Annotated in this window: 20 protein-coding genes; 9 read left to right on the plus strand and 11 right to left on the minus strand. The window is 63.7% G+C overall.

The features are described 5' to 3' along the window. Window positions 1–41 precede the first annotated feature (41 nt). A complete protein-coding gene (gene araH / locus AB0305_RS09600; protein ID WP_366172603.1) occupies window positions 42–1,067 on the plus strand; it encodes an L-arabinose ABC transporter permease AraH in 1,026 nt (341 codons plus the stop codon). A gap of 84 nt (window positions 1,068–1,151) precedes the next feature. On the opposite strand, the gene AB0305_RS09605 is transcribed toward araH, so the two are convergent. The 3 genes from AB0305_RS09605 to AB0305_RS09615 all read right to left on the minus strand — a co-directional run bounded on the left by AB0305_RS09605 (window position 1,152) and on the right by AB0305_RS09615 (window position 5,023). Beyond that, a complete protein-coding gene (locus AB0305_RS09605; protein ID WP_366172605.1) occupies window positions 1,152–1,787 on the minus strand; it encodes a barstar family protein in 636 nt (211 codons plus the stop codon). After that, window positions 1,784–2,215, minus strand: coding sequence for a ribonuclease domain-containing protein (locus tag AB0305_RS09610; RefSeq protein ID WP_366172607.1), 432 nt, complete (start codon window positions 2,213–2,215; stop codon window positions 1,784–1,786). Before AB0305_RS09610 ends, AB0305_RS09605 begins: the two co-directional genes overlap by 4 nt. A gap of 462 nt (window positions 2,216–2,677) precedes the next feature. After that, the gene (locus tag AB0305_RS09615) at window positions 2,678–5,023 is read right to left on the minus strand and encodes an NADP-dependent malic enzyme (RefSeq protein WP_366172609.1); all 2,346 of its coding nucleotides are present in this window, start codon (window positions 5,021–5,023) and stop codon (window positions 2,678–2,680) included. A gap of 253 nt (window positions 5,024–5,276) precedes the next feature. Here AB0305_RS09615 and thiL point away from each other — a divergent pair, with 253 nt between their 5' ends. From thiL to AB0305_RS09635, 4 genes are read left to right on the plus strand one after another with little or no spacing between them, the layout of a single operon-like run. Next, window positions 5,277–6,269: a thiamine-phosphate kinase gene (thiL, locus tag AB0305_RS09620; protein ID WP_366172611.1), complete on the plus strand. Its 993-nt coding sequence runs from the start codon at window positions 5,277–5,279 to the stop codon at window positions 6,267–6,269. Beyond that, complete coding sequence (locus AB0305_RS09625; protein ID WP_366172613.1) at window positions 6,266–6,856, plus strand: phosphatidylglycerophosphatase A; 591 nt, start codon at window positions 6,266–6,268, stop codon at window positions 6,854–6,856. Before thiL ends, AB0305_RS09625 begins: the two co-directional genes overlap by 4 nt. A gap of 32 nt (window positions 6,857–6,888) precedes the next feature. After that, window positions 6,889–7,389 (plus strand): CinA family protein, encoded by a 501-nt coding sequence (locus tag AB0305_RS09630; protein WP_366172615.1) that lies wholly within the window; start codon window positions 6,889–6,891, stop codon window positions 7,387–7,389. A 53-nt stretch (window positions 7,390–7,442) separates the two neighbouring features. Beyond that, window positions 7,443–7,682 carry a hypothetical protein gene (locus AB0305_RS09635; RefSeq protein ID WP_366172617.1) on the plus strand — a complete coding sequence of 80 codons (240 nt, stop codon included), beginning with the start codon at window positions 7,443–7,445 and terminating at the stop codon, window positions 7,680–7,682. Here AB0305_RS09635 and pyrF read toward each other — a convergent pair. Then, a complete protein-coding gene (pyrF, locus tag AB0305_RS09640; RefSeq protein WP_366172619.1) occupies window positions 7,663–8,478 on the minus strand; it encodes an orotidine-5'-phosphate decarboxylase in 816 nt (271 codons plus the stop codon). The two genes, AB0305_RS09635 and pyrF, sit on opposite strands and share 20 nt — an antisense overlap. Window positions 8,479–8,693: 215 nt before the next feature. Here pyrF and corA point away from each other — a divergent pair, with 215 nt between their 5' ends. Continuing rightward, on the plus strand, window positions 8,694–9,656 hold the full coding sequence (gene corA, locus AB0305_RS09645; RefSeq protein ID WP_366172621.1) for a magnesium/cobalt transporter CorA: 963 nt from the start codon (window positions 8,694–8,696) through the stop codon (window positions 9,654–9,656). Window positions 9,657–9,680: 24 nt separating this feature from the next. Here the strand turns inward: corA and mtgA are convergent, their stop codons facing one another. From mtgA to mpl, 7 genes are all read right to left on the minus strand, one after another. After that, on the minus strand, window positions 9,681–10,385 hold the full coding sequence (gene mtgA / locus AB0305_RS09650) for a monofunctional biosynthetic peptidoglycan transglycosylase (RefSeq protein ID WP_366172623.1): 705 nt from the start codon (window positions 10,383–10,385) through the stop codon (window positions 9,681–9,683). A gap of 19 nt (window positions 10,386–10,404) precedes the next feature. Further along, window positions 10,405–11,319, minus strand: a complete 915-nt coding sequence (gene aroE, locus AB0305_RS09655) for a shikimate dehydrogenase (protein ID WP_366172625.1) — start codon at window positions 11,317–11,319, stop codon at window positions 10,405–10,407. An 11-nt stretch (window positions 11,320–11,330) separates the two neighbouring features. Continuing rightward, window positions 11,331–12,245, minus strand: coding sequence for an energy transducer TonB (locus tag AB0305_RS09660; protein WP_366172627.1), 915 nt, complete (start codon window positions 12,243–12,245; stop codon window positions 11,331–11,333). 65 nt (window positions 12,246–12,310) lie between these two features. Continuing rightward, window positions 12,311–14,422 (minus strand): RNB domain-containing ribonuclease, encoded by a 2,112-nt coding sequence (locus AB0305_RS09665; RefSeq protein WP_366172629.1) that lies wholly within the window; start codon window positions 14,420–14,422, stop codon window positions 12,311–12,313. Window positions 14,423–14,576: 154 nt separating this feature from the next. Further along, entirely contained in the window at window positions 14,577–15,155 is a 579-nt protein-coding gene (locus AB0305_RS09670; protein WP_366172631.1) for a chorismate lyase, read from the minus strand. Then, window positions 15,152–15,778: a YqiA/YcfP family alpha/beta fold hydrolase gene (locus AB0305_RS09675; protein WP_366172633.1), complete on the minus strand. Its 627-nt coding sequence runs from the start codon at window positions 15,776–15,778 to the stop codon at window positions 15,152–15,154. The genes AB0305_RS09670 and AB0305_RS09675 overlap by 4 nt, the downstream gene beginning before the upstream one ends. Before the next feature lie 7 nt (window positions 15,779–15,785). Beyond that, window positions 15,786–17,159: a UDP-N-acetylmuramate:L-alanyl-gamma-D-glutamyl-meso-diaminopimelate ligase gene (gene mpl / locus AB0305_RS09680; RefSeq protein WP_366172635.1), complete on the minus strand. Its 1,374-nt coding sequence runs from the start codon at window positions 17,157–17,159 to the stop codon at window positions 15,786–15,788. Between the two features lie 78 nt (window positions 17,160–17,237). Here mpl and AB0305_RS09685 point away from each other — a divergent pair, with 78 nt between their 5' ends. The 3 genes from AB0305_RS09685 (at window position 17,238) to aroQ (ending at window position 19,149) form a co-directional block, all read left to right on the plus strand. Then, window positions 17,238–17,921, plus strand: coding sequence for a hypothetical protein (locus tag AB0305_RS09685; protein ID WP_366172637.1), 684 nt, complete (start codon window positions 17,238–17,240; stop codon window positions 17,919–17,921). Between the two features lie 62 nt (window positions 17,922–17,983). Continuing rightward, entirely contained in the window at window positions 17,984–18,508 is a 525-nt protein-coding gene (locus AB0305_RS09690) for a TlpA disulfide reductase family protein (RefSeq protein ID WP_366172639.1), read from the plus strand. 182 nt (window positions 18,509–18,690) lie between these two features. Then, window positions 18,691–19,149 carry a type II 3-dehydroquinate dehydratase gene (gene aroQ, locus AB0305_RS09695; protein WP_366172641.1) on the plus strand — a complete coding sequence of 153 codons (459 nt, stop codon included), beginning with the start codon at window positions 18,691–18,693 and terminating at the stop codon, window positions 19,147–19,149. The last annotated feature ends 94 nt before the right edge of the window (window positions 19,150–19,243 follow it).

The raw sequence follows: 19,243 nt of genomic DNA on the forward strand, positions 1-19,243 counted from the left end.
GAACAGGTTCTAAGGTGCGTCACTCACAGGCTGCGCGCCCCATGGAAACCGATCACATGCAAACGCAATCCACAGAATCCGTACCGAGCGGCCCGCCGATCGCCGCCCCACGCATTGGCTCCCGTGCCGCCCTCACCTGGGAACTGGTCAACCGGTCAGGCATCGTACTGGTGTTCCTCTTGCTGTTCACCGCGCTCGCGTTCACGGTGCCGGGCTTTCTCAGCAGCCGTAACATCCAAGGCCTGCTGCTCTCCGTCACGCTCATCGGCTCCATCTCCGTCACGATGATGTTCGTGCTCGCACTCGGCGAGGTCGACTTGTCTGTCGCGTCCATCGTCGCGTTTGCGGGCGTGGTCGCCTCCACGCTCATCACCGCCACACACAGCGTGACGCTCGGCGTGGCGGCGGGCGTGCTGGCAGGCGGCTTGGTGGGCTTGGTCAACGGCGTGTTGGTCGCGCGTTATCAGATCAACTCGCTGATCGTCACGCTGGCCATGATGGAAGTCGTACGCGGCCTCGCCTACATCACCTCCAACGGCGACGCGGTGATGATCTCGGAAGAAAGCTTCTTCGACCTGGGTGGCGGCGCCTTCCTCGGCATCTCCTACCCGATCTGGAGCAACATCATCGGCTTCGTGCTGTTCGGCTTCCTGCTCAAGAAAACCGTCTTCGGCAAGAACGTGCTCGCCGTCGGCGGCAACGAAGAAGCGGCCCTGCTGGCAGGCTTGCCCGTCACGCGCATCAAGATCGCCGTGTTCGTGCTGCAAGGCTTGGTGACAGGGTTTGCCGGCGTGATGTTGGCCTCGCGCATGAGCCTGGGCGATCCGAAAACGTCGGTCGGCTTGGAGCTTGGCGTCATTTCCGCCTGCGTGCTGGGCGGCGTCTCCCTGACGGGCGGGGTGGCAACGGTGTCCGGCGTCCTCGTCGGTGTGTTGATCATGGGCTCCGTGCAAAACGCGATGAGCCTGATGAATGTGCCGACGTTCTATCAGTACCTGATCCGCGGTGGCATCCTGCTGCTGGCGGTCTGGTTTGACCGCATTCGCCGCAACAAGCGCGCAATCTGAGACGCAGCCGATTCACCAGACGCAAAAAAGCCCGCAATTGCGGGCTTTTTCATTTCAACGCCGCACAATCGGCGGCGCTCAACTTCACGCGAACGAGTAGAACACGCGGAACTGGACCTTGCGCTCCGCCCAGAACTCCGCAGCATCCCGGAACACGTCCAGCAGCACTTCGCGCGCTTCCTTGTCGAACTTCGGCTGGCACGGCAGGCCCTCGAGCACGATCACGAAACCCGGCTGCGGGCCGGCCTTGTAGATCATGTCGGTCAGGCAGTCCGCCAGGGCGTCAAAGTTCTTACCAAAGTGCTTGGGGAACAGGAATTCGCGCGCGATCACGTCGAGCACTTCGCTCTTGGTGGTGGCAGCCGCGCAGTTCGCATACAGGAAATGCTGACCGAGGCTCGCCGCCGATTCCGCCAGATCCGCCACCCGAAACGCGCGGATCGATTGCACGATATTCGGACGCACCGTCTTGAACAGATTCATGGCGTCTTCACGAGCTCCGTCGTCGTCCGTCTTGGTGATGTCCTGCGTCATGATGTTGTGCGGTGCATTTTGCGGCGCGTTCTGGGGCGACTTGGCCGCGCCGCCGATGCGTGCGCCCAGGGATTGCATCCCGACCACGCCATCGTACAGATTCTGCGCCTTGTGCCACACCTCGCGGGCCACGCGCTCATCGCGTGCGGTGAGCGAGTCGTCCAGCCCAAACATGTTGGTCGTCATCGCTGTATCCGTTGAAAACTGTTGTAGTGATCTTCCGTGTAGTAGCAGTCGTTGGCCGCCTGCTGATCGCCGCCGCAAATGATGCGCTTGGCACCCCGGTTGCGCGCCCCCCGCGTCTTGACGGTGTACTCGTGGTAGTACCCGCGCCGCTGTGCTGGCAAACGTCGTTCATAGTTGCCGAACGTGGTGCCATCTTTCCCATACGGGAATGGGCCGCCCTGTTCGATCAATGCCAGCGTGCGCTGCGCCTCGTTGGGCAAGTCTGCTGAGCGAATGGTTCCCACGACGGCAGACATGCCGGTGGTGTCCCGGGCAACCGCGTAGGTAGGCAAGGCGCCCACGGACAACGCAAGCGTTGCCGCCAGCGCGCCACGCGCCACTGCCTGAGATACGGAGCGGCCGATCCACGCTCCAAGTCGCTTTGTCATCAGCAGGCCCTAACGGGAGAATCGCGCCAGCCGGACAGCCCGGCGCAGGTCACAAGCGCAGGTGGCCATCCAATAGAAAACAGACGGCCGGTTTGCAGCTGAAAAGCGAAGCGGCTCAATGCGTAAAAGCTTGCGGGAAAATGACAAGTCGGGCGACTGCCGAAGACTTGGGGAATCCTTCCGCCAGCAAATTGCGCGCACCAACCGAGGCGACTTGGTCAGACGTGCGCATGGAAAACCGCTTCCTTAAACCGCGTCTGGCCGGTACGGACCTCATGTGCTCAGAAGCACCCCTTCAGCCCGTAAGGGTACGCTCATCGATGACAACAATCAACCGGCGACACAGACCCGAAGGGGTTTATGAAGCCACGATTGAGATAGAACAAATGTAAGCACACGCACACTTAGCAGGCCAAAAAAGGGAGCGCAGCATCGTGCGCTCCCTTTTTGGTGCAGTGGCGATCAGCGCTGCGCTTGTGCCGCCGCATCCACAACGGTCAGCGCCGTCATGTTGAGGATACGTCGCACCGTGGCAGACGGCGTAAGGATATGCACCGGCTTCTTGGCGCCCAGCAGGATCGGGCCGATGGCGATGTTGTTGCCGGCGGCCGTCTTCAGCAGGTTGTAAGCGATGTTGGCGGCGTCGATGTTGGGCATGACCAACAGGTTGGCCTCACCCTTGAGCGTCGAATCCGGCACCAGCGAATCACGCAGCTTCTCGTCGAGTGCGGCATCGCCGTGCATCTCGCCATCCACTTCCAGATTCGGGGCACGTTCGCGCAGGATGGCCAGCGTTTCACGCATCTTGACGGCGGAAGGCGCCTCCGACGAACCGAAGTTCGAGTGCGACATCAGCGCAACCTTCGGCTTGATACCGAAACGGCACAGCTCTTCGGCGGCCATGATGGTGATTTCGGCCAGCTGCTCGGCGGTCGGGTCGACGTTGACGTGCGTATCCGTCAGGAAGATCTGGCGGCCCGGCAAGACCAGACCGTTCATGGCAGCGTACACGCAGTTCGTGCCACCGATGACCTGGTCGATATAGCGCAGGTGCGCGGCGGTGTTGCTGACCGTGCCGCAAATCATGCCGTCGGCTTCACCCTTGTGGATCATCACGGCGCCGATCAGCGTCGAACGGCGGCGCAGTTCCAGCTTGGCGTACTGCGGCGTCACGCCCTTGCGGGCCATCAGCATGTAATACGTCTCCCAGTAGTCGCGGAAGCGCTGGTCGTGCTCGGGGTTCACCACGGTGAAGTCCACGCCCTCACGCAGGCGCAGGCCGAAGCGTTCGATGCGATGGGCAATCACCGCCGGGCGGCCGATCAGGAGCGGGCTGGCGAGCTTTTCGTCCACGACGATCTGGACGGCACGCAGCACACGCTCTTCTTCGCCCTCGGCAAAGATGATGCGCTTGTTCTCCATCGGCACCTTGCGAGCGGCCGAGAAGATCGGCTTCATCAGCGTGCCCGAGTGGTAGACGAACTGCTGCAGGTGCTGGCGGTAAGCGTCCATGTCTTCGATCGGACGCTGCGCCACGCCCGAGAGCATGGCCGCTTGCGCCACGGCCGGCGCAATCTTGACGATCAGGCGCGGGTCGAAGGGCTTCGGGATCAGGTATTCGGGGCCGAACGAGAGGTCCTGGATGCCGTAGGCCGAAGCGACGATGTCGCTCTGTTCCTGGCGAGCCAGCTCCGCCACGGCGTGCACGGCGGCGACTTCCATCTCACGCGTGATGGTCGTGGCGCCCACATCCAGCGCGCCGCGGAAGATGAACGGGAAGCAGAGGACGTTGTTGACTTGGTTCGGGTAGTCGGTGCGGCCGGTGCCCATGATGACGTCGGGGCGCACTTCCTTGGCCTGCTCCGGCATGATTTCCGGATTCGGGTTGGCCAGCGCGAAGATGATCGGCTTGTCGGCCATCTTCTTGACCATGTCCTGCTTGAGCACGCCGGCGGCGGACAGCCCCAGGAAAATGTCGGCGCCATCGATGACTTCGGCCAGCGTGCGCAGGTCGGTCTTCTGTGCGAAGTGCGCCTTGTCCGGGTCCATCAGTTCGGTACGGCCCTCGTAGACCACGCCAGCCAGGTCCGTCACCCAGATGTTTTCACGCGGCAGGCCCAGATCAACCAGCAGGTCCAGGCAGGCCAGCGCCGCAGCGCCCGCGCCCGAAGCCACCAGCTTGACCTTCTTGATGTCCTTGCCGACCACCTTGAGCGCATTGGTGATGCCAGCGCCCACGACGATGGCGGTGCCATGCTGATCATCGTGGAAGACGGGGATCTTCATGCGCTTGCGCAGTTCGCGCTCGACGAAGAAGCACTCCGGCGCCTTGATGTCTTCTAGGTTGATGCCGCCAAAGGTCGGCTCCAGCGAGGCGATGATATCGACCAGCTTTTGCGGGTCTTTTTCGTTGATCTCGATGTCAAACACATCGATACCGGCGAATTTCTTGAACAGACCGGCCTTGCCTTCCATCACCGGCTTCGAGGCTTCCGGGCCGATGTCGCCCAGGCCCAGCACGGCGGTACCGTTGGTCACCACGCCGACAAGGTTGCCGCGCGCGGTGTAGCGGAACGAGTTGGCAACGTCTTCGACGATCTCTTCGCAGGCTGCGGCCACGCCGGGCGAGTAGGCCAGGGCCAGATCGCGCTGGTTCGACAGCGGCTTGGTCGGCGTGACGGAAATCTTGCCCGGGGTCGGAAACTCGTGATACTCCAGCGCGGCTTTACGCAGGGCGGCGCGTTGCTGCGCCTTGAGTTCTTCGTCCGTGCGGGCGGGCTGTTGAGGCTGGGTATCCACCGTGGTCATGAGGTGTCTCTCGTATCGGGTGGCCGGCGCGCGCCGACCGTCGCATCTAGCGGGCCACCGAAAGACCACGTGAGGGTCACGGTACTACGGTCCGCCTCCTTGGGCCCGTCATTTTATATAGTGAAAACTGATCTCACAACGGGAATTTGGGTGGGACTGCCATGCGCATTCGCTACAATATTCCACCGTCCTGTCACGGCACCATCGGGGTCACCCCTTCTTTTCCATCGTCGCTGCCGTGTCCAAACCCGCCGTGCCTGCCAACTCCGCTGATCACCCTGTCGAATTGTCCGAATTTGGGCTGATCCGGCGTTATTTCACGCGCCCGGCCCGTCATGCCACCCTGGGAGTGGGTGACGACTGCGCCCTGCTTGGACCGCGCCCCGGTCACGAATTGGCGATCTCCACCGACATGCTGGTCGCAGGCCGCCATTTCTTCCCCGATGCGGAGCCTCGCGCACTTGGTCACAAGGCGCTGGCCGTCAACCTGTCAGACTTGGCCGCCATGGGTGCGGAGCCGCGGGCCTTTACGCTGGCGCTGGCGCTGCCCGAGGCCAACCCGGCTTGGCTCAAACCGTTTTCCGAAGGCCTGCTCGTCCTGGCAGACGCCTTTCACTGCGAACTCATCGGCGGTGACACCACACGCGGGCCGCTCACGCTCAGCCTGACCGTGTTCGGCGACGTACCCGCCACGGTGGCGCTGCGCCGCGACGCCGCCAAGCCAGGTGACGACTTGTGGGTCTCCGGCACCGTCGGCGATGCGCGCCTTGCGCTTGGCGCCCTGCGCAACGAGTGGCCGCTGACGCCTGAGATGCTCGCCCACGTGCAACCGCGCATGGATAGGCCGACGCCACGCATCGCACTCGGCTTGGCATTGCGCGGCATTGCACGGGCGGCGCTCGACATCTCCGATGGCCTATTGGGCGACCTTGGACACATCCTCACCCAGTCGCATGTGGGGGCGACCGTCGACGTGGACCGCGTGCCGCGTTCGCCAACGCTGGCCGCGCACCCCGCAGCCCGCCAGTTGCAATGCACGCTGGCAGGTGGCGACGACTACGAACTGTGCTTCACCGCTCCCGCCGAGGCGCGCGACGCTGTGCTCGTCGCGGGCCAACAAGCGGGCGTTGCCGTCACCCGCATCGGCCATATCGACGCCGAACCTGGCTTGCGCCTGGTGGATAGGCAAGGCGCGCCCGTTACGTTTACGCACGGCAGCTTCGATCATTTTTCGTCTGCATCATGATGTCTTCCGCACCGTTCCCACCGCCACCCTCGCCCTCTAACGCGCCGGGCCAGCCTGAAACCGTCGTGCTCGAAGCCGGCCAGACGGCGCAAGTGCGCCGCCCCACGGCGCGCTTCATGTTCGGCCATCCGGCGCGCATTCTGGCGCTGGGGTTTGGGTCCGGGCTGTCGCCCATCATGCCGGGCACGATGGGCACGCTGTACGCATGGCTCATCTACGTGGTACTGGCGCGGTGGATTTCCGGACCGGGCTGGCTGCTGATCTCCGCCATCGGCTTTGTCATCGGCATTTGGGCATGCGCTCGCACATCGCGCGATCTCGGTGTCGCGGACCACGGCGCCATGGTGTGGGACGAGATCATCGCGTTCTGGCTAGTGCTGGCGCTTGTCACACCGACCACGCTGGGGGGCCAGTTTGCGGCCTTCCTGTGGTTCCGCTTTTTCGACATGGTCAAACCCGCACCCATCCGCTATTACGACCGCAAGCTCAAGGGCTTTGGCCTGCGCGGCGGCTATGGCGTGATGGTTGATGACATCCTTGCGGCGTTCTACACGCTGCTCGTGTTTGCGCTGTGGCGCTCGTTCTGAAGTCCGAAGTCTGAAGTCCGGAAGGTACTGCAATGGCTGAAACCCGCGCCCTGGCTCAATTGGCCGAACTGGTTGGCGACACGCTACACAAGCGTAGCCTGATGGCGGCAACCGCCGAATCGTGCACCGGCGGGCTGGTATCTGCCGCCATCACGGACGTATCGGGATCCTCTGCGTGGTTCGAACGCGGCTTCATCACGTATTCGAATGAGGCCAAATCGCAGATGCTGGGCGTGCCGGCAGCGCTGATCCGCGAACACGGCGCGGTGAGTGAGCCGGTGGCGCATGCGATGGCCGAAGGCGCTGTACTCAACAGCCGCGCACAGGTGGCGGTGGCGATTACCGGCGTGGCGGGCCCCACGGGCGGCACGCCCGACAAGCCCGTCGGCATGGTGTGCTTTGGCTGGAGCAACCGCCTGCAAACCCGCGTGGAAACGCGCCACTTCAAGGGCGATCGCAAGCAGGTTCGCCTCCAAGCCGCCGAGCATGCGCTGCGTGGCTTGCTCGATTTTCTGGATACGGCGGAGGCCTAGGCGTCGAAACCGCGCCCACCCTCGCGCGGGTGATCAGGCCGGTGGGGCGATTCGTGATCGTGTTCCGGCTGATGTTCGTGGTCGTGCTCGTGACGACGGTCGCGGTCATGATCGCGACGCGTCCTTTCATGCTCGTGAGTATCGTCGCGCTCTTTCTCGAGCTTGCGGTCCGGGTCCTTGCCGGTTTCCTCGCGGTGGGTCCCGGCGGCAGGGTGATGCGGGTGCGTGGTCATGGCGTCCTCGCTCTCGCCGCAACCGGACCGACAGCGTCGATCAGTTGCGGAACTGATTGATCTGGTCGCGGGTGGCTTGGGCGACCTTGCGGGCAGCATCGTCGAAATCGCTGTCGCTGCTGGCGTACAGGATGGCGCGCGACGAGTTGATCATCATGCCGGTGCCATCGGCGGTGCGGCCAGCGCGCACGGTCGCTTCGATGTCGCCACCCTGAGCGCCAACGCCCGGAATCAGCAGCGGCATGTCGCCGACAATCTCGCGCACCTTGGCAATCTCTTCCGGGAAGGTCGCGCCCACCACCAGGCCCATCTGGCCGCTGGTGTTCCACACGTCGCGCGCGCGCTCGGCCACGACCTGGTAGACCGGGCGGCCACCCGTTTCGAGGAACTGCACATCGCTGCCGCCGGCGTTGGACGTGCGGCACAGCACGATCACACCCTTGTCGGCATGCGCGAGGTACGGCTGCATCGAGTCGAAACCCATGTACGGGCTGACGGTAATGGCGTCGGCCCCATAGCGCTCGAAGGCCTCTTTTGCGTAGTGCTCGGCGGTGGAGCCGATGTCGCCACGCTTGGCATCGAGGATCACCGGGATGCCCGGATACGCCTCGTGGATGTAGCTGATGAGTTGCTCGAGCTGGTCTTCGGCGCGCTGCGAGGCGAAGTAGGCGATCTGTGGCTTGAAGGCGCAGACCAGGTCGGCGGTCGCATCGACAATGGCGCGGCAGAACGAGAAGATCGCCCCGCCCGTGCCGGTCAACGACGCCGGCAGGCGCGCCGGGTCGGGATCGAGCCCGACACACAGCAGGGAGTTATTGCGCTGCCAGGCGGCAGCCAGTTGTTCGGTGAATCGCATGGTGTTGGGAATGTGAGGACGCGGCCGGACTGCCGCATGACTTGCTTGCATTTTACCCGCCGGCACGCCCGGTGGCGGCATCTTCCTGGCGTGGCATCGAGCCCACGCGTGCGCATGAAGTCACGGTTTCTGGCTGAATCTGCCGCTTCTTTACGCTACACTCGCCGCGATTTTCGTTCTGCCCATCCACTGCCCCCGCTTCAAGGAACCCGCGCATGATCAACCTGTTCGTCGTGCAAAAAGGCCGTCTCGCGCAAGAACAGGTCGAAGAACGCAGCGAACTCCTGCAACACAAGCCGATCTGGATCGACGTGATCGACCCCGACGACGAGGAGCTGGCGTGGATCAAGGAAGCCTACGGCGTCGTGCTCCCGGAACTGGAACAACTGGGGGACTTGGAAGCCTCCGCCCGCTATTTTGAAGGCGAAGACGGCCATATCCACATCCGTACCGACTTTCTGCTCGACGAAGAAACCACCTCACGCAACGTGCGCGTGGCTTTCGTGCTGACCAAGGATGTGCTCTTCTCCATCCACGACGAAGACCTCCCCGCCTTCCGCCTGGTGCGCATGCGTGCTCGGCTGCGCCCGGGCTCGGTGCGCAACGCCAAAGACGTGCTGATGGACCTGTACGCCACCGACGCGGAATACTCGGCGGACTCCATCGAAGAAGTGTACGAACGGCTGGAAGACGCCAGCAAACGCGTGCTGGCCGATGAAGTGACGGATGCCGCCGCCGCAGACGTGCTGGAAATCATCGCGCGGGTGGAAGACTTGAATGGCCGCATCCGCCGCAATGTGATGGACACGCGCCGCGCGATCTCATTCCTGCTGCGCAGCCAGTTGCTCTCGACCGATCAGCAAGACGAAGCCCGCCAGGTGCTGCGCGACATCGACTCGATCGAGAACCACACGGCGTTCCTGTCGGACAAGGTCAACTTCTTGATGGATGCCACGGTCGGCTTCATCAACATCAACCAGAACAAGATCATCAAGCTGTTCTCGGTGGTGTCGGTGGCGCTGATGCCGCCCACGCTGATCGCCTCGATCTACGGCATGAACTTCAAGGTGATGCCGGAGTTGGACTGGGCCCAGGGCTACCCGTATGCGATCGTGATGATGATCGTGTCGGCGGCGATTCCGCTGGTGTATTTCCGGCGCAAGGGCTGGCTCAAGTAAGCGCTCGCAGCCGCGGGGGCCGGATCAGTCCGGCAGCGTGGCGGAGCCCATGCGGTTGGCGATGACGGTGGCCTTGCGCGTGAAGTTCACGTGCACGTTGGCGCAGTAGCTCTTCTTGTCGAAGCACTTGGGCGCGGGCAGCGCCGCCGCCAGACGCGCCGCCTGCCCCACCGTCAATTGCGAAGCCGGGCGTTTGAAGTAATGCTGCGCGGCGGCTTCTGCACCGAACACGCCCTCGCCCCACTCCACCGAATTCAGGTAGATCTCGAGAATGCGCTCCTTGTCGAGCCAGAACTCAAGCATCCACGTGATGACAAGCTCTTCGCCCTTGCGCAGGTAATGACGCTCACCCGAGAGGAACAGATTCTTGGCCAACTGCTGCGTGATGGTGGAACCGCCGGCGACCACGTGGCCGCGCTTCTTATTCTTCTCCCACGCGTCGAGCATGGCGTCGACTTCCCAGCCGCTGTGCGAGACGAAGTCTGCATCTTCACTGGCGATGACGGCGCGTTTGAGGTTGCGCGAGATCTGGTCGTACCCGACCCAGCGATGATCGATCTTGCAGGTGAAGACGTTGGCGCCGCACAGGCGCATGCGCTCGGCGCGCATGAATGCCGTGGATGACGGATCGAACACCTGCCAGCTGGCGATCGCCGCGAAGAAGTACAGATTGAGCGCGACCACGCCTGCCACAAAGCAGCCGATCACATAGCCGAGCCAACGCATCATCGCGGGAGGTTGCTCTCGTTCAGCGCTGGGCGCGCGCGGCGACAGCGGCTTCGCCCTGCAGCCCTTCACGCATGGCGAGCAGCACGGGCGCCGTATTCGGACGCACGCCGCGCCAGACGAAGAACGATTCCGCCGCCTGCTCCACCAGCATGCCGAGGCCATCCCAGGCACGTGCGCCATTGCGCTTGGCGAACTCCATGAACACCGTCGGCCGCGAGCCGTACATCATGTCGTAGGCCAAGGCGTTTGGGCCGAACGCCGTGGAAGGAATCGGCGGCACCACCGCCTGCAAACTGCCGGCCGTGGCGTTGATGATGACGTCAAACACGTCATCCACGGCAAGCTCGTCGTAGCCACCGCCCACCAGTTCAACCTCGTGCAGCTTGGCGGAGACCTCGAAGCGATCGACCAGCTTGTTCGCGCGATCGGCCGTGCGGTTGGCAACGAACACGCGTGCCGGCTTGTGTTCCAGCAGCGGCAGCAACACGCCGCGGGCTGCACCGCCGGCACCCAGCAGGAGCACGCGCTCGCCTTGCAGCGAATTGCCGATGTTGTGCGTGATGTCGCGCATCAGGCCGACGCCATCGGTGTTGTCGCCAAAGATTTCGTCACCGTCGAACTTGAGCGTGTTGACCGCACCGGCCGATTCGGCTCGCAGCGACAGCGACGTCGACATCGCGTACGCATCGAGTTTGAACGGCACCGTCACATTGAGCCCACGGCCACCTTCGCGCACGAAGGTCAGCACGGTTTCTTCAAATGCGATCAGCTCGGCGTAGATGCGGTCGTAGCGGATGAGCTGCTCGGTCTGCTGGGCAAACGCGGCATGGATGGTGGGCGACTTGCTATGCGAGATCGGGTTGCCAATCACGCCATAACGATCTGTGGGGGGCGCGCTCGCGGCGGCGAGGATGGCCTCTTGAAACGACGACATAAACGACGACCTCAGCGGGTCTGCAGGTGGGTTTCCAGGCCTGCGCGGGTGAACTTGAACGTTGCGACGACATCCTGAATGTCGACGCGCTTGCGCATCTCTGCCGGGAAGGCGCCGAACGGCGAGGAAGACCGCACGATCGCCACGGCCTGGCGATCCAGCGCCGGATTGCCGGAACTCTTGGCCACTTCAATGCCTTCGATCTTGTAGCCGTCCTGGTTGTAGCCAAGCTGGCCCTCGCGGTTGATGCTGATGACGAGGATCAACTCGCCGTACAGCGGGTGGCCGTTCTGGCTGGGGAAGTTGGCGGTGCCGCGCGTTTCGATCTTGCGGCGCACGGCGTCGTAATAGCGAGCGTAGTCCACCTGGCGGGCGCTGGCGGCGGTCAGCACGTTGCGGCGCGGACGCTTGGCGTAATTCTCGAGGTTGCGGTCGATCTCGGCCTGCAGACGGGCGATTTCATCCTGCGTGGTGCGGTCGTCCGTGCCGTTGGTGGGCGACGGTTGCGGGCGCTCGCCCGGCTTGACCTGACGATCATTGACCAGCGGCGCGCGGTCTTTCGATTGCGTGAGCAGGCGGCGCTGCTCCTGTTCGAGATACTCAAGACGGCGCTGCGTGAGCTTGATGGAATCGCCGGTCTGCTCGTTCGTATCAGCCGGCAGCGGTGTGGTGGCGCGCTGCTGGTCGTACTCGCCGCCGCCGTTCAGGTTGACCTGTGCCACGGCCGTCGCCTTGGACGGCGCGGTGGAGGACTTGGCGTTGACCAGCACCACGTCCAGCCCGGGATCATCGCGCTTGATGTCGAATGCCTCGGGCGCCACCACGCGCACGAACAGCAGCAGCACATGCACGGCCAGCGACACCACCAGCGCCTTGGTGAGCGTGCTGCTGCCGGACCAATCCGGACGGTTTGCGAGGGCGGCCATGAGGGTCGGTTCCTGGGCGAGGAGAGAAAGGCGTGCGCGAGATAACGGTCAGACTGCGATTGTAGTTAGGCGGCGGCGGGCGTTCCACCGCTCTCGTCGCCCTGCGGCGGCGGCGCCACAGCAGGATCGGCACCGCCAGCGGCCTCCGCACGGGCCTCTTCTTCATCGGCTGCCGGTTGTGGCTCAGCCGGCGCGTCGGACGCGTCGGCTTCCGCTTCAGCCAGTTCCTCTTCGATGGCCTCGGCTTCTGCCTGGGCATCGGCTGCGGGCGCGAGAATTTCCACCACTCGGCACGACACTTCCAGACCGATCTCGTCCGTGTCCAGAATATCGAGCACGACGTGCGTACCACGCGCCGTCTGCGCCAATTCCGGCACCTTCGTCACCAGCGGAATATCGTCGAAGCGCACAGCGCCTTCCTTGAGCACCACGGCCTGCATGCGCGTACGGTTTTCCTGCTTGAGCCAGCGCAAGCACCAGTAGCGCTCCATGGTCGACTGGTGCTCGGCGTAGGCGGCGTAGGTGGCTTCAAAGTCGGCCACAGCAGCCAGCAGGTCGGCGTCTTTCGGCTTGAACGGAGCGACCAGTTTGGCGGTCACGCCATGCTGTGCCACGGCAGCGATCTGCCATTGGTTGACCAAGTCGACATAGCGGCGCAGCGGCGACGTGCTCCACGCGTATTGCGCCACGCCCAGCCCTTCGTGCGGCGCCGGATACGTCTGCATGCGCGTGCGGTGCATGCCCCACGCCTTCTGCGTGCGGTAGATGCCCGGCACGCCGGCGTCGGCCAGCATGCGACCCCACGTGCTATTGGCCAGGATCATCATCTCGGCGACGATCTTGTCCAGCGGCGAACCCCGCTTGCGCTGTTCAATCCGCACACGCTCGCCACCACCGTCGGCCTCGGCAATCGGGTCAATGTAGAAGGAGTAGTCGCCCTTCTGCGCGCCCTCGGGCTTGAGGCCGCTGGCAATACGCGCCTGCTGGCGGGCGTCGTACAGAGCGCACGCAAACGGCCACAGCACCATCAGTTCGGCCTTGAACGGGTACTCGCCCGAGCCGTCGGCCAGTGCCTCGGCAGTGATCACATCGTCGAGCAAGTTGTGGCGCAAGTTGGCCGCCACCGTCACGGATTCGCAGCGCGTTTCGCTGGCCGTGACCGTCCACGTAGCGCGATCGACCGTCGCATACAGCGACAGCGCCGGGCAAGCGCGCCCTTCCTGCAGCGTGTACCGATCAACCACCGACTCCGGCAGCATCGTGATCTTGTCGCCGGGGAAATACACCGTCGACAGGCGCTGGCGCGCAATGGCGTCCAACGCATCGCCACGCTGAATGCCAAAGCCGGGTGCCGCAATATGGATACCGATGCGCACTGTGGCATCGTCGATGGGCGTGACGGAGATGGCGTCGTCGATTTCCGTGGTGGTCACGTCGTCGATGGAGAAGGCGCGCACATCCGCCGCCGGCAACTCCAGCGCGGGTTGGGGCACGGTCACATCGGGGAAGCCGGTACCTTTCGGGAAGCACTCCGAGAGGAAGCGCGCCTCGTGCAGCGCGCGCGCATTGGCGACGCCACCCACCGCCACCATCAGCCGCATCGGCGACAGGCCGAGCGCCGTGCAGGCCGCGTCGAGTGCCTTGTACTCGAGGCTGTTCTTGTCAGGTTTGAACAGCAGCTGCAGGGTCTTGCCGCGGAACGCCTCGGGCAAGCGCATCGCCTTCAGCTCCGCTTCGTATTCGGCTTGCAGGGCGGCCTGCTGCTTTTTGCGCTCCAGCCCGGCGAGCGCAGCCTTCAGTTGATCTTCCGGCGCGCGCTGGTAGCGGCCGCGTCCTTTGCGGCGGAAGTAAACGGGCGAACCGTGCAGCGCCATCGCGAGCGCGGCTTGTTGGGTCGCGTCGGCACCGGCGCCAAAGTATTCGCCCGCCAGGTCGGTAAAGCCGAATTCATCGGCCGGCGCGCATTCCCACAGGAAATCCAGATCGATATCCGCCGACAGCGACTGCGCGGCCTTCGACAGTTCACCGGCCGAGGGCTGGGTGAACTGCAGCAGCACATCGCGCGACTTGACCTTGGTGCGCTTGGCGCTCGGCAACTCAACCTGATAGGCCTCGCCCTGCTGGGACAACACGGTGCCCGCGCGGATCTCGCCGCCTTCTTCAAACAGCAACTGCATGGATTTGTCTGGATGGCGGCGCCCAAACGACAGCGCGCCGCTTTGAATGAAGTGAATAAGCCGCCTGTTCGGGCACCGAAGGCCCAGCGCGCGGCGACAAAAAGTTGGGGGCGATGATACCGCACCGGCCGGCCGCCCGGCCCGCGAAATACGCTTACCGGGGCGGTTGGAAATCCGCCAGCGTCGGCAGGAAAACCTCCGTCACGAGCATCGCGCTCGCCCCACGCCGGAACACCGAGCGGCGCGCAGGCAGCCGCGCTGTGCCCGTCATCGGCGCATCGCCCAGCGCCGCTTGTCCACGGCGGACGAGCGGGTGGCGCCCATCCAACAGCGCAAACTCGAACTTTCCCCGCTCGACGCGCGGATCGGCAAAGAGCGAGTGCCCGAGCGGCTGCGTCCCCAGCGCCTTCAGAAATGGCCAGTCCAGCGCCACGCTACGCGGGTGCACGATGGTGTGCGCATACACCACAGGAATGTCGTCGCAAATCAGCAAAACTTCGCGGACCAGCGTTTGCGCCGGGCCCACCATGCCAAGGCAACGCCACTCATCGCGCAGCGGCATCGCACGCTGCTGACCGAGCAGTTGCACGCGAAAAGTCGACGACGCGGCACGCAGGCGCGCGGTCAGGGAATCGGCGCCCACCGCCCAGCGCGCCCAATGCCGGCCGTAGACGACAGCTGGGGGCAACGCGCTGCGCCAGAGGCTGCGCGGGTACGACGGGAATTCCGTCATGCCGCGCTATCGAACGGATGCGCGGCCAGCAAATCGGCAGGAACGCCGCAGAAGGCGAGCACTTCGTCCATGTACTGGGCGAAATCGCTGATGCCGTGGTCGCTGCCGTCGATCAGCCGGGTCGTGGCGCCGGGGAAATGCGCCAGCATTTCGCGGTAGTCGAGCACCTCGTCGCCGGTCGCGGCAAGAAGGTAGTAACGCTCGGGTTGCGAGATGGTAGGCACGGCCAGCGCACGCAGTTCGTACAGATGGTGTGGTTCGACGCGAATGGTGCCCCCGCCATGCCAAAGCGGTTGTTCGCCCACGTACTTGGCGAGATCGCGCTCCGGCCGCGTGGCCGGGTTCAGCATCGCGGCACGCAAGCCGTGGCGCTCCGCCAACCAGGTAGCGTAAAAGCCACCCAGTGATGAGCCAATCAGCATCGGTTTAGCGCCGTCCTGCGTACCCAGGTCAGCGAGCAAGGCCTCGACTTCCACCATTGCCTGGCGTGGCGAGACTGGCAACGTCGGGCACACATAACGGTCCGCCAATCCGATTGAGGCCATACGCTTACCCAGCAACTGCGCCTTGAAGGAGTGCGGCGATGAGCGAAATCCGTGCAGATAGACGATGGAAGCCGACATATCGGAGTCAGTTTGCCGTATCTAGCGCGTCGAGCAACTTCTGATGCACGCCGCCGAACCCGCCATTGCTCATCACTAGAACGTGGTCGCCCGGGCGAGCAGCAGTGGTCACCGCGTCGACCAAGGCCGCCAGATCCGAAAACGCCGTGGCGCGTTCGCCCAACGGTGCGAGCGCACCGGCCAGATCCCACCCGATGGCGTCACGCCCGTTGGCAGCGCCGTAAGCGAACACCTGATCGGCGCCCGACAAGCTGTCGGGAAGCGCTTGTTTCATCACGCCCAACTTCATCGTATTGGAGCGCGGTTCCAGCACCGCCAGGATGCGACCAGGACCAACCCGGCGGCGGAGGCCTTCGATAGTCGTGCGAATGGCCGTCGGGTGGTGGGCAAAGTCGTCGTAGACGGTGACCCCATTGACCGTGCCGCGCACTTCCATGCGGCGTTTCACATTTTCGAAACGGGCCAGGCTTTCAATGGCCTGTGCGGGCGGCACACCCACGTGGCGGGCGGCGGCGATGGCAGCCAGCGCGTTCATACGATTATGGTCGCCCTGGAGCGCCCATCGCACCCGTCCCTGCGTTTGGCCGTTGAAGACAATATCGAAGCTGTCGTCCTCGCCCAGATTAGCGATTTTCCAGCCGGCGCCGTCTTCTGTACCGAATGACTCAACTTCGGACCAGCATCCGCGCTCAAGTACGCGCTTCAGACTGTCTTCGCGGCCATTGATGAGCAGGCGGCCCTGGCCGGGCACCGTACGCACGAGATGATGGAATTGCGTTTCAATCGCGGCAAGATCGGGAAAGATGTCGGCGTGATCGAATTCCAGGTTGTTCAGAATGGCGGTACGGGGGCGATAGTGGACAAACTTGCTGCGCTTGTCGAAGAACGCCGTGTCGTATTCGTCGGCCTCGATCACGAAGAAATCGGAGTCCGTCAGCCGCGCCGACAGTCCGAAGTTGCGCGGCACGCCGCCGACCAAGAAGCCGGGGTTGTAGCCTGCGTCCTGCAGAATCCAGGCAAGCATCGACGTGGTGGTCGTCTTGCCGTGCGTACCTGCTACGGCAAGCACCCATTTCTGACGCAGGACGTTATCGCCAAGCCATTGCGGGCCCGAAACATAGGGCAGATTGCGATCCAGAATGGCTTCCATCAGGGGGTTGCCGCGCGAGATCACGTTGCCGATCACGTACAGATCCGCACCGATGGACAGCTGTTCGGGGTCAAAGCCCTCAATCAGCTCGATGCCCTGGGCTTCGAGCTGGGTGCTCATCGGAGGGTAGACGTTGGCGTCGCAGCCGGTCACGCGGTGACCAGCTTGGCGGGCGATCAGGGCAATGCCGCCCATGAAGGTGCCGCAGATTCCAAGGATGTGGATATGCATGGGAGCCGTCTCAACTTCGTTGCGCGGCATTGTACCTGCCGCTTCAGGCCGGCTTACGCGCTTCAGTAAAATAGAGCCATGTCCAGACGCCCCACCCTCGATCCCGCCCGTGTGCGGGAAGAAATTGCCGCCGTCGCCGCCCGCATGATTGCGGAGGATGGTGCCGACTACGCCACCGCCAAGCGCAAGGCGGCGCGCCAGGTCCTTGGCACCGAATCGCGCACCGCCGGCGAGTGGCTGCCAGATAACGAGCAGGTTGAAACGGAAGTCCGCGAATACCAGGCGCTGTTCCAGGCTGAATCCCAGCCGCGCGTGCTGGCGTTGCTGCGCCGCATCGCCCTGCTGCTGATGGACGGGCTGGAGACGTATCACCCGTACCTGGCCGGCGCAGTTTTCAATGGGACCGCCAGCGAGCACTCCGACATCCACCTGCAAGTGTTCTGCGACAGCCCGAAGGATGTGGCGATCTTCCTGCTCAATGCCGGCGTGGATTTCGACACCACCGAAAGCGCCCATTTTGCGGGCCGCACGGGTCACGAAGAGGTGGAAACCCTCAGCTTTTTATGGCGCGGCCAATGGCCTGGGGGCCCCGAATCGCGGGAATTGGCCCGTGAGTTGCGCGCGGAAACCGGCACACCGGTCGGCGTCCACATCGCCCTATATGACATGAACGATGTGCGGGGCGCCCGACGTGCCGATGCCAGCGGCAAAACCCAACGCGGGGACGCCACAGCGGTGCGCGCCCTCCTTTCGGCGGGTTAGCCAGCCGACAGGAGTACAATCCCGCACGCTTCGCCTCTGTATATATAGAGAGACCGCACACCATGTCCCGCCGCACCACCCTGATTGCCCTGCTGATCGCCGGCCTGATTGCCGCGGCGCTGGGCGTCTACGCTGGGCATCGCGCCACGGAGCCGAAAACGCCTGCCGACAACGCCGTCGCCGCGTTTTACGGCAGCAAGCTCCCCGATGCCAACGGTACGCCACTGGATCTGGCGGCCTTTCGGGGCCAAGCCGTGGTGATTAATTTTTGGGCGCCATGGTGCGGTCCTTGCGTGGAAGAGATGCCGGAACTGTCGGCGTTGGCCCAGGAGCAAAAGGCCAAGGTGAAGTTTGTTGGCATTGGCATCGATACGGCCGCCAATATTCAGACGTTCCTGAACAAGGTACCGGTGGCTTATCCGATTGCGGTGGCGGGTTTTGGTGGCACCGAACTGGGGCGCCAGTTTGGCAACGAAGTGGGCGGCCTGCCATTCACAGTGATCCTTAATGCACGTGGCGAGATCACCTTCAGAAAGATGGGGCGGGTGCACGCTGAGGAGCTGCGGGACGCGCTGCAACGCACGTGAACGTTCAAAAACGTCATATATCGGTCATGTGCGCGCAAATCCCCTTCTTCTTGCGCAAAACGCCGAGCGGCGGCGGCAACATCGGCGAAAACACCGATTCTTCGATAGTTTTTTAGCAAAAACTAGACAAAGCATTCTAAGTTGCTGTAAATTGCGCCCAACTTCGCTCAACCCGTCAAATCGTGGCTGACAAACCAAACGCCAAAGCGCCTCGCAACGTGCTTGTCCTGCACGGCCCGAACCTCAACCTGCTCGGCACACGAGAGCCGGAAGTCTATGGCGCGACCACGCTGGCCGACATCAATGCCGCCTTGGTCGAACGTGCCCAAACGCGTGGTGTCGCGCTGGCGCATTTCCAGTCCAACCACGAAGGGGCACTCGTCGATCGCATCCACGCGGCCAAGGGCGAGGGCGTCGAATTCATCATCATCAACCCGGCGGCCTATACGCACACAAGCGTGGCCCTGCGCGATTCGCTGGCCGGGGTGGCGATTCCGTACATTGAAGTCCATCTGTCCAACGTGCACCGCCGGGAGCCGTTCCGCCACCATTCGTATCTGGCCGACCAGGCTGTGGGCGTGATCTGCGGGCTCGGCTGGCGTGGCTATCTGGCCGCACTGGACTACCTGCTGGACCAATAAGCAATTTACATGGCGGCCAGTCAGCTGCCTCTTTCCCTTTTATTTCAACCACCTAACCAACGCAACGACGCCAGCGCCTGGAGCACCTTTGACC

It is taken from the genome of Arthrobacter sp. NPDC080086 (assembly GCF_040702285.1).

Excerpts from the sequence above, each read along its gene's own strand:
- pyrF (WP_366172619.1), bottom strand. The coding sequence starts at position 8,478 with ATGCGATTCACCGAACAACTGGCTGCCGCCTGGCAGCGCAATAACTCC.
- AB0305_RS09610 (WP_366172607.1), bottom strand. The coding sequence starts at position 2,215 with ATGACAAAGCGACTTGGAGCGTGGATCGGCCGCTCCGTATCTCAGGCA.
- AB0305_RS09685 (WP_366172637.1), top strand. The coding sequence starts at position 17,238 with ATGTCCAGACGCCCCACCCTCGATCCCGCCCGTGTGCGGGAAGAAATT.
- AB0305_RS09690 (WP_366172639.1), top strand. The coding sequence starts at position 17,984 with ATGTCCCGCCGCACCACCCTGATTGCCCTGCTGATCGCCGGCCTGATT.
- araH (WP_366172603.1), top strand. The coding sequence starts at position 42 with ATGGAAACCGATCACATGCAAACGCAATCCACAGAATCCGTACCGAGC.
- AB0305_RS09625 (WP_366172613.1), top strand. The coding sequence starts at position 6,266 with ATGATGTCTTCCGCACCGTTCCCACCGCCACCCTCGCCCTCTAACGCG.
- AB0305_RS09605 (WP_366172605.1), bottom strand. The coding sequence starts at position 1,787 with ATGACGACCAACATGTTTGGGCTGGACGACTCGCTCACCGCACGCGAT.
- mpl (WP_366172635.1), bottom strand. The coding sequence starts at position 17,159 with ATGCATATCCACATCCTTGGAATCTGCGGCACCTTCATGGGCGGCATT.
- corA (WP_366172621.1), top strand. The coding sequence starts at position 8,694 with ATGATCAACCTGTTCGTCGTGCAAAAAGGCCGTCTCGCGCAAGAACAG.
- AB0305_RS09630 (WP_366172615.1), top strand. The coding sequence starts at position 6,889 with ATGGCTGAAACCCGCGCCCTGGCTCAATTGGCCGAACTGGTTGGCGAC.
- aroE (WP_366172625.1), bottom strand. The coding sequence starts at position 11,319 with ATGTCGTCGTTTCAAGAGGCCATCCTCGCCGCCGCGAGCGCGCCCCCC.
- AB0305_RS09670 (WP_366172631.1), bottom strand. The coding sequence starts at position 15,155 with ATGACGGAATTCCCGTCGTACCCGCGCAGCCTCTGGCGCAGCGCGTTG.
- AB0305_RS09665 (WP_366172629.1), bottom strand. The coding sequence starts at position 14,422 with ATGCAGTTGCTGTTTGAAGAAGGCGGCGAGATCCGCGCGGGCACCGTG.
- mtgA (WP_366172623.1), bottom strand. The coding sequence starts at position 10,385 with ATGATGCGTTGGCTCGGCTATGTGATCGGCTGCTTTGTGGCAGGCGTG.
- AB0305_RS09615 (WP_366172609.1), bottom strand. The coding sequence starts at position 5,023 with ATGACCACGGTGGATACCCAGCCTCAACAGCCCGCCCGCACGGACGAA.
- AB0305_RS09660 (WP_366172627.1), bottom strand. The coding sequence starts at position 12,245 with ATGGCCGCCCTCGCAAACCGTCCGGATTGGTCCGGCAGCAGCACGCTC.
- AB0305_RS09675 (WP_366172633.1), bottom strand. The coding sequence starts at position 15,778 with ATGTCGGCTTCCATCGTCTATCTGCACGGATTTCGCTCATCGCCGCAC.